Origin of the sequence: Arhodomonas sp. KWT2, from assembly GCF_041949875.1 — a bacterium.
Classification (GTDB): domain Bacteria; phylum Pseudomonadota; class Gammaproteobacteria; order Nitrococcales; family Nitrococcaceae; genus Arhodomonas; species Arhodomonas aquaeolei.
Genome location: NZ_JBHFPQ010000049.1, coordinates 101990 through 115101, shown reverse-complemented (window position 1 = coordinate 115101; position 13112 = coordinate 101990). Strand labels below are relative to the sequence as shown.

Below are 13112 nucleotides of genomic sequence, written 5' to 3'. Positions count from 1 at the left end.
TTGTGCGTTGTGCGGTGCGTCCTGTGAGCGCTCACGCTAACACGCCCCGCGGCCGCGTGCCGGGGGTATTTCAGCCGTTGAGCGTCTCGTGGATGCGCTCGGCGAGCGCGCGGTTGATGCCCTGCACCCGGGCCAGGTCCTCGACGCCGGCCCGGCGCACGCCGCGCAGGCCACCGAACTGCTTGAGCAGGGCCTGGCGGCGTTTGGGTCCGAGGCCGGGGATGTCCTCGAGCACGGAGTGCGTGCGCTTGCGCCCGCGCCGGCCGCGGTGGCCGGTGATGGCGAAGCGGTGCGCCTCGTCGCGCACCTGCTGGAGCAGGTGCAGGCCCGGGGCGTCCGGGGCGAGGCGGTACTCCCCTTCCCGCCCGGCGATGTGCAGCACCTCCTCGCCCGGGCGCCGGCGCGGCCCCTTGGAGATGCCGACAACGGTGATCTCGTCGTCGAGCTGGATCTCGCCGAGCACGGCCACGGCCTGGGCGAGCTGACCCCGCCCGCCGTCGATGAGCAGCAGGTCCGGGACCGGCGCCTCGCCGCGTTTGACGCGCAGGTAGCGCCGCTCCAGCGCCTGACGCATGGCGGCGTAGTCGTCACCGCCCTCGATGCCCTCGATGTTGAAGCGCCGGTAATCCGATTTTGCCGGCCCCTCGCGGTTGAAGACGACGCAGGAGGCCACGGTGGCCTCGCCCTGGGTGTGGCTGATGTCAAAGCACTCGATGCGCTCTGGGATGGCGTCCAGCGCAAGACCGTCCTGAAGGTCCTCGAAGCGGCGGTCCATGCTGGCCTGGGTGCTCATGCGCGCGGACAGGGCGTGATCCGCGTTGCTCAGGGCCAGGTCCAGCCAGCGCCGGCGCTCGCCGCGCACCCGCGGACTGATCCGCACGCGGTGGCCGGCATCGCCGCTCAAGGCCTCCTCCAGCACCTCTCGATCCTCGATGTCGTCGCTGACGATCAGCTCCTGCGGCGCCCCGCCGCCAAGGTAGTGGCGGGCGATGAAGGCGTAGAGCACCTCGCCGGCATCGGTGGCGTCCGGCACCCGGGGGAAGAACGTGCGGTTGCCGAGGTTGGTGCCGTTGCGGATGACGAACACCTGCACGCAGGCGACGGCCTCGCGGATGCGGCAGGCGACGACATCCACGTCGCCCTTGGCGCCGGCGACGTACTGGCGCTCCTGGATCGTGCGCAGCGCGGCGATGCGGTCGCGCAGCCGCGCCGCCTCCTCGAACGCCAGGTTCTCGGAGGCGCGTTCCATGCGGGCGACCAGCTCATCGATCACGCGGTTGCTGTCCCCGTCCAGGAACATCTCCACGTGGCGCACGTCGCGGGCGTAGTCCTCCTCGCTGACGTAGCCCACGCACGGCGCGGTGCAGCGCTCGATCTGGTACTGCAGGCACGGCCGGGAGCGGTTCTCGAAGAAGCTGTCCCGGCACTGGCGCACGGGGAAGACCTTCTGCAGGTGGTTGAGCGTTTCGCGCACCGCGCTGGCGCTGGGGAACGGCCCGAAATACCGCCCCTGCCCCTGGCGGCCACCGCGGTGAAAGCTCAGCCGCGGGAAGCGCTGGTGGGTGGAGAGGTGGATGTAGGGATAGCTCTTGTCGTCGCGCAGCAGGACGTTGTAGCGCGGGCGCAGCTCCTTGATGAGGTTGTTCTCGAGGATCAGCGCCTCGGCCTCGGTGTGGGTCACCGCGATCTGCATGTCGGCGACCTGCGCCACCATGGACTGGGTCTTGGCGTTGTGCGCCTGGCGGGTGAAGTAGCTCGACACCCGGCGCTTTAGGTTGCGCGCCTTGCCGACGTAGATCACTGTCCCCGAGGCGTCGAGCATGCGGTAAACGCCCGGGGACTGGGGCAGCGTGCGGATGAAGGCCCGGGCGTCGAAGGCCGGACGGTCGGATTCACTCATGGGATCACTGCCGCGGTCAGCCGCTCTCGTCGACGAGACCGTAGCGGATCACCAGCCTCGTCAGCGCCACGTCGTTGCTCACGCCCAGCTTCTCGTAGAGCCGGTGGCGGTAGGTGCTCACCGTCTTGGGGCTGAGATTGAGACGGTCCGAGATCTCCTGGGGGCGGTGGCCCTCGGTGATCATCATCATTACCTGCATCTCGCGCCGCGAGAGCTTCTCGAACGGTTTGTCCGCACCATCCAGGCCGGCGATGGCCATGCGCTGGGCAATGTCCGCCCCGAGGTAGCGCTCGCCACGCATGACCGTGCGGATCGCGCGCACGATCTCGCGCTCGTCGCAGCCCTTGGTGACATACCCCATCGCGCCCGCCTCCAGCAGGCTGGACGGGTACGGTTCGCTGACGTGCACCGTCAGCGCGATCACCCTCAGCTCCGGGTCCGCGCGCAGGAGCTTGCGCGTCGCCTCCAGCCCGCCGATGCCGGGCATGTGGACGTCCATTAGAACGACGTCCGGGCGCTCGCTCGTGACCAGGCGCAGCGCCTCCTCGCCCGAACCTGCCTCGCCGACGACGCTGATGTCCCCCGCGTCGGCGAGCAGGCGGTTGATGCCCGCGCGCACGAGCTGGTGGTCGTCAACCAGCAGCACCCTGGTCATCCCGACCCGGACTCCCGTTGAGCGACTGTATCCATATCTCTGCCCTCTTCTCCAGCACCCGAAGGCGGACAGCCGACGAAAAATACTATCATTACGCAGCGTCAGCCGTGCCAGCGAGCATGCGCTCCGCCTCCGGCATCATCAGCCCGAGCAGCGCCCCGAGCACCGACAGCACGCCCAGGACCATGATCGCTACCTCCACGCCATGGAACTGCACCACCGCACCGACCACCCCGCCCGCCAGCGCCAGCACGCCCACGCCGGTGTTGGCGAAGGCTACATACAGCGGACGGTCGTCCGCCGGCGCGGCGTCGACGAGATAGGTCTTGCGCCCGAGGCGAACGCCCTGCTCCGCGATGCCGAGGAGCACGAAGACCACCGCGTACAGCCACGGCGAGCGCCACGCTTGCGGCAGCGCACCGATGGCGAGCGCGACCACGGCAATCGCCGCCGCCAGGCAACCACTGGCGATCAGCACGGTACGGCTGGAGCGGTCCGAGAAGCGGCCCCAGACCGGCGAGCTCAGCACGTTGCCGAGCCCCACGGTGAGCACGAACAGCCCGAGCACCGCGGCGCCATTATCGAACAGGGACTGCGCGTAGAGCGCGTAGAACGGCATCGCCAGCTCCACGGACAGCAGCAGCGCGCGCACGCCGAGGAAACGCCGGTAGCCGCTCACCCGTGCGAACAGCCTCACCCCGGCGCCGATCTCGTCGGCGAGCCGCCGGCCACCCTCGGTGGCGCCGGGGTGCTCGCGGATCGCCGCGAACAGCACCGCCGCCAGGGCCCACAGGCCGGCGGCCACCACCACCGGCAGGGTGTACGTCACCACCGCGCTGTCGGCGCCGACCCAGCGCTGGATCACGAGCCCGGCGGCCATGGTCAGCACGCCGCCGATCATCGCGCGGTTGGAGAGCATCCGCCCGCGCCGGCCCTTGGGCACGGTCTTGGCGGCCACGTCCTGGAACGCGACGGAGCCGGTACCGCTCGCCGCGCTGAACAGCGCGAACACCGCGAGCACCACCACGCCGGCCGCCAGCGGCGGCAGCACCAGCGCCGCGGCGGCGATCACCAGCAGCGCGACCGCCTGGATCAGCCCCGCCGCGGTCCACACCCATTTCCGCCGCGCCACACTGCGTATGCGCCCCGCCACGAACAGCTGGGGCAGCAGCGCGGCGAACTGCTTGACCGGCATGAGCAGCCCGATGATGGACGCCGGTGCACCCAGCGCCCCCAGCAGCCACGGCAGCACCAGGTTCGGACCGGCAATCTGCTCGGCGAGCTTGGTGCACGCGCCGTTGCCGACATTAAGCAGGTAGTTGCGCGGCAGCGCCGTACAGGCGGAATCCGGGATCGCGGCACAGGCGCGCTCGTCGCTGTCGTCGCCGCTGAGCACGTAGTAAGCGCGCTCCAGGCGTTCGGATAGGATGCTCAAGCCCCGTCGTCCCCCCAGTCATCGGCACCCGGCGTTATTGATCGAAAGCACGCCGGTGTGCGCTACAGTTAACATGCTCCGCCCATACTACAGGCAACGGGAGAACATCGTGGAGCGCGAGATCCACCGCATCCACCCCGCGCCCGCGGATCCGCGCCCCCTGGCGGGCACCTACCTGGACGCGCCGCTGGCGCCGGAGGACGCGGACGACCGCCTGTTCGTCTACGCCAATTTCGTACGCAGCCTGGACGGGCGCATTTCCGTGCGCGGGGCGGACGGGCGCGAGCGCGTCCCCGGGGACGTGGCCAACCCGCGGGACTGGCGGCTGTTCCAGGAGCTTGCCGCGCGAGCGGACGTGCTGCTCTCCTCCGGGCGCTACTTCCGCGAGCTGGCCGCCGGCCACGCCCAGGACGTCCTGCCCGTGGACAGCGGTGAGGCCTTCGCCGACTGCCGGGCCTGGCGCCGGGAACACGGGCTTGCGCCGCAGCCCGACGTCGCCGTGCTCAGCACGAGCCTGGATTTCACCCTGCCGGAGACGCTGCTCGAACAGGGGCGCCGGGTGATGGTGCTCACCACCCGCGACGCGGACGAGATGCGCGCCAGCCGTCTCGCGGCCGCCGGTGCCGAAGTGATCCGGCTCGACAGCGGCCCCCACGTGAGCGGCGGCAGGGCGATGGACGCGCTCGCCGGCCGCGGTTACCGCCGGGCGTACTCGGTGACCGGGCCGTGGGTGCTGCACGCCCTGGTGGCGGACGACCGCCTGGATGCCCTGTTCGTCACCACGGTCCACCGCCTCATCGGCGGCACCGACTACGCCGGCATCCTGGAGGGCGGGCGACTGGAGCCGGCACGGGAGTGGACGCTGCGCTGGCTCTACCACGACCCCCACGGGCCGGGCCCGGGGGGCCAGCAGTTCGCCCGCTACGACCGCTACGACTGATCCGGCAGGCCGCCCCGGGTGAGCGTCTGCGGATCGAGCAGCCGGTCCAGCTCCGCCTCCGAGAGGTCCGTCATCTCCCGGGCGACCTCGCGCACCGGCCGACCCTCCTGGTAGGCGCGCTTGGCGACGGCGGCCCCCTTCTCGTAGCCGATCACGGAGTTGAGCGCGGTCACCAGGATCGGGTTGCGCTCCAGCGCCTCGGACAGCCGCGCCTCGTTGACGGTGAAACCGGCGATGGCATCGTCGGCCAGAGAGCGCGAGGCGTTGGCCAGCAGCGTCTCGCTCTGGAGCAGGTTGTAGGCGATCACGGGCAGCATCACGTTGAGCTGGAAGTTGCCGCTCTGCCCGGCGATGCCCACGGTCGCGTCGTTACCCATCACCTGCGCGGCGACCATGGCCACGGACTCCGGGATCACCGGATTGACCTTGCCGGGCATGATGCTGCTGCCCGGCTGCAGCGCCGGCAGGGCGATCTCGCCGAGCCCGGCAAGCGGGCCGCTGTTCATCCAGCGCAGGTCGTTGGCGATCTTCATCAGGCTCACCGCGACCGTGCGCAGGTGCCCGGAGAGCTCCACCGCGGCGTCCTGGGCGCTGAGGGCGGCGAAGCGGTTGTCCGCGGCATTGAACGGGATCCCCGTCTCCGCGGCGAGCCACTGCGCCACGCCGGCGCCGAACTCGGGGTGGGCGTTGATACCGGTGCCCACGGCGGTGCCGCCCTGGGCGAGCGCGTGGAGACGCTTGAGGCCGTCATCCAGCCGCTCGATACCGTGGCGGATCTGCGCGGCCCAGCCGCCGATCTCCTGGCCCAGGGTCACCGGCATGGCATCCATGAGATGGGTACGGCCGGTGGTGGTCACCCCGGCGAGCTCTTCGGCACGCGTCTCCATCGTCCCGGCCAGGTGCTCCAGCGCCGGGATCAGCGTCTCGCGGGCGGCGAGCGCGGCGCTCACGTGGATGGCCGTGGGGATCACGTCGTTGCTGCTCTGGCCCATGTTGACGTGATCGTTGGGGTGGACGGTGTCGCCCAGCGCCTCCGTCGCCAGGCGGGCGATCACCTCGTTGGCGTTCATGTTGGTGCTCGTGCCCGAGCCGGTCTGGAACACGTCCACCGGGAAATGGCGGTCGTGCTCGCCGGCGGCGACCTCGCCCGCCGCGGCGACGATCGCATGGGCAACATCCCGCTCCAGCAGCCCGAGGTCCGCGTTCGTCTGGGCCGCCGCCGCCTTGATCAGCCCCAGGGCGCGGATGAACGTCCGCGGCAGCGTCAGCCCGCTGATGGGGAAGTTCTGCACCGCCCGCTGCGTCTGCGCCCCGTAGAGCGCGTCCGCGGGGACGTTGAGCTCGCCCATGCTGTCGCGCTCGACACGAAAGTCCTGATCACCCATATAACTCATGCCTCCCTGACACGGATGCGAGACCCCGCCGCTGGGGGTAGAATTCGTGGCCCGACCGCCCGTTACCAACCGGAGAGCCGAGACCACCATGGACCTGACGCGACTGACCGCCATCTCCCCCGTCGACGGCCGCTACGGCGGCAAGACCGAGGCCCTGCAGCCGCTGGTCAGCGAGTACGGACTCATCCGCCAGCGCGTCGTCGTCGAGGTCCGGTGGCTCCAGGCGCTCGCCGCCGAGCCGGGCATCGCCGAGGTCCCGGCCCTCTCGGGGGACGCCAGCGCCGCGCTGGATGCCATCGTCTCCGGCTTCGACGTCACCGACGCCGAGCACATCAAGGCGATCGAGTCGACCACCAATCACGATGTGAAGGCGGTGGAATACTTCCTCAAGGAACGCATGGCGGATAACGCCGAGCTCGCGGCCATCCGCGAGTTCGTCCACTTCGCCTGCACCTCCGAGGACATCAACAACCTCGCCTACGCGCTGATGCTCACCGAGGCGCGGGACACCGTGATGCTCCCGGCCATGGACGCGGTCGACGAACACCTGCGCGGGCTCGCCCACGCCTTCGCCGAGCTGCCCATGCTCTCGCGCACCCACGGCCAGCCGGCCTCGCCGACCACGCTGGGCAAGGAGATCGCCAACGTCGTCGTGCGCCTGCGCCGCCAGCGCGAGCAGCTCGCCGGCGTGCGCATCATGGGCAAGATCAACGGCGCGGTGGGCAACTACAACGCCCACACCGTAGCCTACCCGGAAGTGGACTGGCCCGCGTTTGCCGAACGCTACGTTTGCGCCCTCGGGCTCGCCTGGAACCCCTACACCACCCAGATCGAGCCCCACGACTACATCGCCGAGCTCTTCGACGCCCAGGCACGCTGGAACACCATCGCGCTGGATCTCTGCCGCGACGTCTGGGGCTATATCGCACTGGGCTACTTCCGCCAGCGGATCGTGGCCGGCGAGGTCGGCTCCTCGACCATGCCCCACAAGGTCAATCCCATCGACTTCGAGAACGCCGAGGGCAACCTGGGCGTCGCCAGCGCGCTGCTGGACCACCTCGCGCGCAAGCTGCCCATCTCACGCTGGCAGCGCGACCTCACCGACTCCACCACCCTGCGCAACCTCGGCGTGGGGCTCGCGCACACCCTCATCGCCTGCCAGGCGCTGGAGAAGGGCCTGGGCAAGCTGGAGGCGGACGAGGCCCGGCTCGCCGCCGACCTCGACGGCAACTGGGAGGTCCTCGGCGAGGCGATCCAGACGGTGATGCGCCGCTACGGCATCGACTCCCCCTACGAGAAGCTCAAGGCGCTGACCCGGGGCCGCCGGGTGGACCAGGCCGGCATGGCCGAGTTCGTCAAGGGTCTGGAGCTGCCGGAGGCCGTGCGCGCCGAGCTCGCCGCCCTCACCCCGGCGCGCTACGTCGGCCTCGCAGCGGAGCAGGCCCGGGCGGTCTGAGATGGCGGGACTGTTCGGCGACATCGACACCGCGACCTTCCTCGCGGAGTACTGGCAGCAGCGGCCGCTGGTCGTGCGCGGCGCCTTCCCGGAGCAGCCGGCGAGCATCACCCCCGAGGAGCTCGCCGGGCTCGCCACCGAGCCGGACGTGGAGTCCCGGGTGGTGATCGGCGAGACGGCCCAGGAGGACTGGATGCTCCTCCACGGGCCCTTCGAGCCGGCCTTCTTCAGCGACACCCCGGACGACGACTGGACGCTGCTGGTGCAGGACGTGGACAAACACCTGCCGGCGTTCACCGACTGGCTCGCGCCGTTCCGCTTCCTGCCCCAGTGGCGCATTGACGACCTGATGGTGAGCTACGCCGCCCCCGGCGGCACCGTCGGCCCCCACCTGGACCGCTACGACGTCTTCCTCGTCCAGGGGCAGGGCCACCGGCGCTGGCGCCTCCAGTGGCCAGCCCCGGAGGCGGAGCGGCTGCGCGGCCACCCGGACCTGCGCCTGCTCGCCGACTTCGAGACCACCGACGAGTGGGTCCTCGGGCCCGGGGACATGCTCTACGTTCCCCCCGGCGTGCCCCACTACGGCATCGCCGAGGACGACTGCATCACCTATTCCGTGGGCTTCCGCGCGCCCTCCGGCGCCGAGCTGCTGGCTCAGTGGGCGCGCGAGCGCGGCGAGGACCCCCGCGACCCCGGCCGATACCGCGACCCCGAGGGCTTCGACGCCGCCCGCGGGCGCCTGCCCGCGGAGGCGCTGGCGCAGCTGCGCCGGCTCATGCGCGAGGCCGCATCGGCGCCGGACGCGGTGCTGGACGACTGGCTCGCGCGCAACCTCACCCGCCCCAAGAGCGCGTTCGCGGAGATCGGCGGCGGCGAGGAGGACGATGCCACCCTCGCCGCCCGCCTGGACGCCGGCGCGACCCTGCGCCTCAACCCCGCAGCACGACTGCTCTGCGCCGAAACCGCCGACGGCCCGTGCTACTACCTCCAGGGCGAGCCGGTGCAGCCGCCCGGGGGGGCGGATGCACTCTGGGCGCGGCTGGCCGCGCGCGAGCCGGTGGAGGCCTCGTCCCTGCCGGACGGGGAAACCGCCCGCACCGGCGCGCTCGCGCTGCTCGGCGAGTGGCGGCGCGCCGGCCACCTGCTCTTCGACGACGAATTCGAGGACTCGATGGATGACGACTGAGCCGTTCACGGTCAGCGACGGCGACTGGAGCGCCGTACACGCCCTGGCGGCGCCGCTGCGGCGGACCGTATTCATCGAGGAACAGGACGTGCCCGAGGCCCTGGAGTGGGACGACCTCGACGCCCCGAGCCGCCACGTCGTCGCCGTGGACGCCGGCGGGCGCTGCATCGCCACCGCCCGGCTCACGCCCGATGACCACATCGGCCGCATGGCCGTCGCCGCCGCCTGGCGCGGCCACGGCGTCGGCCGCGCCGTGCTCGAATACACGATATCCCTGGCCCGGTCGCGGGGGGCCGCCGAGGTCGTGCTTGCCGCGCAACTCACCGCCGGGCCATTCTATGAACGCATGGGCTTCGTCGCCTACGGCGGGGTCTTCGATGACGCCGGCATCCCTCACCGCATGATGCGGCGCCGGCTGGACGGCACGGCGTGACCGCCGGGTCCACGGGCACGACACCACGGCAGAGGAGACGGTCATGCAGGAGGCATCCCCCGGGGAGCAGCGCGAGCTCGCCGACTTCGAGGCGCTGACCGCCGCCACCGACCGCCTCGGCGGCCACGCCACCACACAGGTCGAGATCATCTCCCCCGACCTGGAGCCGCGGCTCTACGACCGCGAGGCGTTCACCGCCATCCTCGAGCGCTTCTGCCTCGACCACCGCGGCGCCCGCATCCGGATCATGGTCGGCGACCCCTACGCCGCGGTGCGCCACAGCCGCCGCCTCATCCCCCTCGCCCGCCGGCTGACCAGCTACTTCGAGCTGCGCCGCCTGAGCCGCACGCACGCGCGCTCGCCCCGCAGCCTGTTCGTGGTGGATGATCGCCACGCCATCTACCGCCCCCAGGCCAGCCGCCCGGAGGGCGTGGTCATCGAGGATGCCCCCGCACGGGTCAAGGCCTACCTCGAGGAAGTGGAGTCCGCGTACGCCATGAGCGAGCCGGACACCGAGCTGCGGGGGCTGTCGCTGTGACCGCCCTGCGCCGCACCGGCCTCGTCCTCGCCCTGCTGTTCGCCGCCACCGCGGCCCTCGCCGCGGACACCGCCGCCGTTATCCCGCTGGAGCACCGCAATGCCGCCGAGCTGTTGCCCACCCTGCGCACCATCGCCGGCGAGGACGCCCGGATCGCCGCCGACGGCGACCGGCTGGTGATACGCGGTCCCGCCGCCACCGTCGACGCCCTGCGCGAGACGGTCGGCGCCCTGGACCATCCCCTGGCCGAGCTGCGGGTGAGCGTACGCATCGCCCCGGACACCGGCACCGCGGCAAACGGCAACACCGAACGCCACAGCGCCGGCACCGCCGCCGCGGCGGTTCAGCGCGTGCGGGTGCGCGAGGGCGGGCAGGCGGTGATCGATACGGGCCGGCTGGAAGCAGAGCCGAAGCGCTGGTACTGGGCGGGCAGCGACGGCACCGGCTTCGGCGAGGTGCCGGACTACCGCGACCTGCCCCGGGGGTTCACGGTGACACCCCAGCTCACCGGCGGGCGGGTACACGTGCGGATCACGGTGCGCCGCGACCGCCGCGACGGCGCCGATATCGACACCGACACCCTCATCACCACCGTGACCGGCCCCCTCGGCGAGTGGCTGACACTCGCCCGCACGGGCACGGACACCGGCGACGACCGGGAGAATGTGAAGACCTGGCGGGCCGGCGGTGACGGCCGCCGTATCGAGCTGCGGGTGGACCGGCTGGACTAGCGGTGTAACCCCCTCGCCCCCGAAACACACAAGCTCCGCTGCATCCGGCGACCGGCATCGTCGCGGACGGGCATACCCGGGTGGGTAGGGCGTGCACGGCCGTGGGCCGTGTGCGGCGCCGCCGACACCGCTCCGGAACGTCGCACGCCTGCGGCGCACGACCTACCCGAACCTGCGTAGCTGTGTAGTCTCCTCGCCGCCGAAACGTACAAGCGCGGCTGCGCCCGGCACCCGACATCGTCGCGGACGGGCATACCCGGGTGGGTAGGTCGTGCACGGCCGTGGGCCGTGTGCGACGCTGCCGGCACCGCTCCGGAATAGGTCGCACGCCTGCGGCGCACGACCTACCCGAACTGGTTCCCGCATCGGCGACGGGCCCTCGTCTAGGGCTCGAACGACGCCAGCCATTTGGCGAGCAGCCTGTCCAGCTCTGCCCGCTCCGTCTCGCTCAGCGCGCCGGTCAGCCGGTGCTGGTTGGCGACGCGCTCGCCCACCACCGTACGACCAACGTCATCTGCGGCTGACAACGGGCTGTCCACGGACACCGGCATGACCATTCCGGCGCCGCCGCCCGATGCAAATGGCGGCGACTACAGGCCGGTCAGCGCCGCTCCCGGCCGGGTGGCGCCCGCTAAAGCCGTCACTCCGGGGGCGTCTGCCGCGACATCGAATCGATCAGGGCCGCGAGCAGGGCATCCAGCTGTTCGCACTGTTCCTGGCTCAGAGCTGCCAGCAGGCTCTCCTCGCCGGCCACGTGTTCTGCCAGCATGGCGTTGATCCGGTTCAGCCCCTGCTCGGTCAGCTCGACGACGACGGCGCGGCGATCGTCACTGTTGGGACGCCGGTTCACCAGACCCGAGCGTTCGAGACGATCGAGGCGATTCGTCATCCCTCCCGAGGACATCATCATCGACCGGTACAGCGCTGTCGGCGAGAGGGCGTAGGGCTCACCGGACCGACGCAGCGTCGCCAGCACGTCGAACTCGCCACGCCGTAGACCATGCCGATTGTGTAAGGGCGTGACGTGCAGCTTGTCCAGCAGGTCCGAGGCTTCGGTCAGCCGGCCGAACAGCGACATCACCGAGGCGTTCAGTTCCGGGCACTCCCGTTTCCACTGCTGTAGAGCCAGGTCGGCGCGGGAGAGCTCTCTTTCATTTTGTCTTGACATAAAGATTCTTTGTATCGAGTATTTTCGTGAAAACAATTGTTGGAGATGCTCATGTCCAAAGTCAACACGAGGGGCTACGTGCTGTTCGCGATCACCGTGATGCTGGTGGGGCTGAATCTGCGGCCGATCATGGCGGCAATCGGGCCCGTCCTCGCGAGGATTCAGCACGATACCGGCATCGGCGATACCGCGGCCGGCCTGTTGACCGCGCTGCCCGTGCTGGCCATGGGCCTGTTCGCGTTTATGGGCGGCACGCTCCAGCGCATCCTGGGCGTGGAGAGAACGGTCCTGTACGGCCTCCTCGCGCTGGGCGGCGCAACACTGGCACGCCTGCCCTTTCACGGTGAATCCGGCCTGATCGTAACGGCCACGATCGGCGGCATCGGAATCGCCGTCATCCAGGCGGCGTTACCCGGCAGGATCAAACGCGACCACGGAGAGAAGGCGGGCCAGCTGATGTCTCTTTACACGGTCGGCATCATGGGCGGCGCCATGCTCTCGTCATCTCTCGTTGCCCCACTGTCGGACATGGGCGGCTGGCCCCTGGCGCTGTCGGTATGGACCGCCTTTGCCGTGCTCGCGGTGCTCGGCTGGCGGCTGGTCAGTGCGCCCCGGTCGGGCGCCGGCGACACCGGCGGCGCCCGTCTGCCGGTGCGCTCGGGCCGGGCCTGGTACCTGCTGGTATTCTTCGGTATCGGCACCGCCGCCTACACCCTGGTGCTGGCCTGGCTCCCGCCCTTCTATGTCCGGCTGGGGTGGTCCGATACGGCCAGCGGCCTCCTGCTGGGCGGTTTGACCCTGGCCCAGGTCATCGCCGCCGTCGGCCTGTCCTCGGTCGTGGACCGGTTCCCCGACCGCCGCCCGGTGCTCTATGCCATCCTCACCGTCATCGCCCTCGGCCTGATCAGCCTCATCGTCGCCCCCGGGCCGCTCGCGATACCGGCCCTGCTGCTGCTCGGCCTGGGCATCGGGGGGCTGTTTCCGATGTCGCTGATCATCGCGGTTGACCACCTGCAGGCGGCGCGCCAGGCCGGGGCGCTGCTGGGTTTCGTCCAGGGGGGTGGTTACGTCATCGCCAGTGTCATGCCCTTCCTGGCCGGTCTGCTGCGCGGCGCCTTCGATGACCTAACCCCGGCATGGGGCATCATGCTCGCGGGCATTCTGGTCCAGCTCGCCATGGTCCGGGTCCTGTCACCGGGACACTCGCTGTCCAGTGAGGACTGGCGCCTCCAGCACGCCGGGATGTCGTGAGCGTGTTCCGCCGCACCGGACCGAC

General features: G+C 70.8%; 13 protein-coding genes. 7 read left to right on the top strand and 6 right to left on the bottom strand.

Features of this window, described 5'->3' with window-relative positions; all coding sequences use genetic code 11:
* Positions 1-70 precede the first annotated feature (70 nt).
* The 3 genes from uvrC to ACEZHJ_RS12865 form a co-directional block, all read right to left on the bottom strand.
* Positions 71-1900: an excinuclease ABC subunit UvrC gene (gene uvrC / locus ACEZHJ_RS12875; RefSeq protein WP_375036589.1), complete on the bottom strand. Its 1830-nt coding sequence runs from the start codon at positions 1898-1900 to the stop codon at positions 71-73.
* A gap of 16 nt (positions 1901-1916) precedes the next feature.
* Complete coding sequence (gene uvrY / locus ACEZHJ_RS12870; RefSeq protein WP_163140885.1) at positions 1917-2555, bottom strand: UvrY/SirA/GacA family response regulator transcription factor; 639 nt, start codon at positions 2553-2555, stop codon at positions 1917-1919.
* 91 nt (positions 2556-2646) lie between these two features.
* On the bottom strand, positions 2647-3990 hold the full coding sequence (locus tag ACEZHJ_RS12865; RefSeq protein WP_018719524.1) for an MFS transporter: 1344 nt from the start codon (positions 3988-3990) through the stop codon (positions 2647-2649).
* Between the two features lie 109 nt (positions 3991-4099).
* On the opposite strand from ACEZHJ_RS12865, the gene ACEZHJ_RS12860 reads away from it, so the two are divergent.
* The gene (locus ACEZHJ_RS12860) at positions 4100-4930 is read left to right on the top strand and encodes a RibD family protein (protein WP_375036588.1); all 831 of its coding nucleotides are present in this window, start codon (positions 4100-4102) and stop codon (positions 4928-4930) included.
* Here ACEZHJ_RS12860 and ACEZHJ_RS12855 read toward each other — a convergent pair.
* A complete protein-coding gene (locus tag ACEZHJ_RS12855; RefSeq protein WP_375036587.1) occupies positions 4921-6315 on the bottom strand; it encodes a class II fumarate hydratase in 1395 nt (464 codons plus the stop codon). The genes ACEZHJ_RS12860 and ACEZHJ_RS12855 overlap by 10 nt on opposite strands.
* Positions 6316-6412: 97 nt before the next feature.
* On the opposite strand from ACEZHJ_RS12855, the gene purB reads away from it, so the two are divergent.
* The 5 genes from purB to ACEZHJ_RS12830 are packed head-to-tail and all read left to right on the top strand — an operon-like array spanning position 6413 to position 10668.
* Positions 6413-7780, top strand: coding sequence for an adenylosuccinate lyase (gene purB / locus ACEZHJ_RS12850; protein ID WP_018719527.1), 1368 nt, complete (start codon positions 6413-6415; stop codon positions 7778-7780).
* Between the two features lies 1 nt (position 7781).
* Complete coding sequence (locus ACEZHJ_RS12845) at positions 7782-8966, top strand: cupin domain-containing protein (RefSeq protein WP_018719528.1); 1185 nt, start codon at positions 7782-7784, stop codon at positions 8964-8966.
* The gene (locus ACEZHJ_RS12840; protein WP_018719529.1) at positions 8956-9399 is read left to right on the top strand and encodes a GNAT family N-acetyltransferase; all 444 of its coding nucleotides are present in this window, start codon (positions 8956-8958) and stop codon (positions 9397-9399) included. The genes ACEZHJ_RS12845 and ACEZHJ_RS12840 overlap by 11 nt, the downstream gene beginning before the upstream one ends.
* 43 nt (positions 9400-9442) lie before the next feature.
* Entirely contained in the window at positions 9443-9937 is a 495-nt protein-coding gene (locus ACEZHJ_RS12835; protein WP_018719530.1) for a hypothetical protein, read from the top strand.
* The gene (locus ACEZHJ_RS12830; protein ID WP_375036586.1) at positions 9934-10668 is read left to right on the top strand and encodes a secretin N-terminal domain-containing protein; all 735 of its coding nucleotides are present in this window, start codon (positions 9934-9936) and stop codon (positions 10666-10668) included. The genes ACEZHJ_RS12835 and ACEZHJ_RS12830 overlap by 4 nt, the downstream gene beginning before the upstream one ends.
* 383 nt (positions 10669-11051) lie before the next feature.
* Here ACEZHJ_RS12830 and ACEZHJ_RS12825 read toward each other — a convergent pair whose 3' ends face one another.
* Both ACEZHJ_RS12825 and ACEZHJ_RS12820 read right to left on the bottom strand, forming a co-directional pair.
* A complete protein-coding gene (locus ACEZHJ_RS12825) occupies positions 11052-11195 on the bottom strand; it encodes a hypothetical protein (protein ID WP_156831210.1) in 144 nt (47 codons plus the stop codon).
* 113 nt (positions 11196-11308) lie between these two features.
* Positions 11309-11836, bottom strand: coding sequence for a MarR family winged helix-turn-helix transcriptional regulator (locus tag ACEZHJ_RS12820; RefSeq protein WP_259201477.1), 528 nt, complete (start codon positions 11834-11836; stop codon positions 11309-11311).
* A 51-nt stretch (positions 11837-11887) separates the two neighbouring features.
* Between ACEZHJ_RS12820 and ACEZHJ_RS12815 the strand changes: the two genes are divergently transcribed.
* Positions 11888-13087: a CynX/NimT family MFS transporter gene (locus ACEZHJ_RS12815; protein WP_375036585.1), complete on the top strand. Its 1200-nt coding sequence runs from the start codon at positions 11888-11890 to the stop codon at positions 13085-13087.
* Positions 13088-13112 lie beyond the last annotated feature (25 nt).

Coding starts and splice junctions, on each gene's coding strand:
- uvrC (WP_375036589.1), bottom strand. CDS start 1,900: ATGAGTGAATCCGACCGTCCGGCCTTCGACGCCCGGGCCTTCATCCGC.
- uvrY (WP_163140885.1), bottom strand. CDS start 2,555: ATGACCAGGGTGCTGCTGGTTGACGACCACCAGCTCGTGCGCGCGGGC.
- ACEZHJ_RS12855 (WP_375036587.1), bottom strand. CDS start 6,315: ATGGGTGATCAGGACTTTCGTGTCGAGCGCGACAGCATGGGCGAGCTC.
- purB (WP_018719527.1), top strand. CDS start 6,413: ATGGACCTGACGCGACTGACCGCCATCTCCCCCGTCGACGGCCGCTAC.
- ACEZHJ_RS12845 (WP_018719528.1), top strand. CDS start 7,782: ATGGCGGGACTGTTCGGCGACATCGACACCGCGACCTTCCTCGCGGAG.
- ACEZHJ_RS12840 (WP_018719529.1), top strand. CDS start 8,956: ATGACGACTGAGCCGTTCACGGTCAGCGACGGCGACTGGAGCGCCGTA.
- ACEZHJ_RS12835 (WP_018719530.1), top strand. CDS start 9,443: ATGCAGGAGGCATCCCCCGGGGAGCAGCGCGAGCTCGCCGACTTCGAG.
- ACEZHJ_RS12820 (WP_259201477.1), bottom strand. CDS start 11,836: ATGTCAAGACAAAATGAAAGAGAGCTCTCCCGCGCCGACCTGGCTCTA.
- ACEZHJ_RS12815 (WP_375036585.1), top strand. CDS start 11,888: ATGTCCAAAGTCAACACGAGGGGCTACGTGCTGTTCGCGATCACCGTG.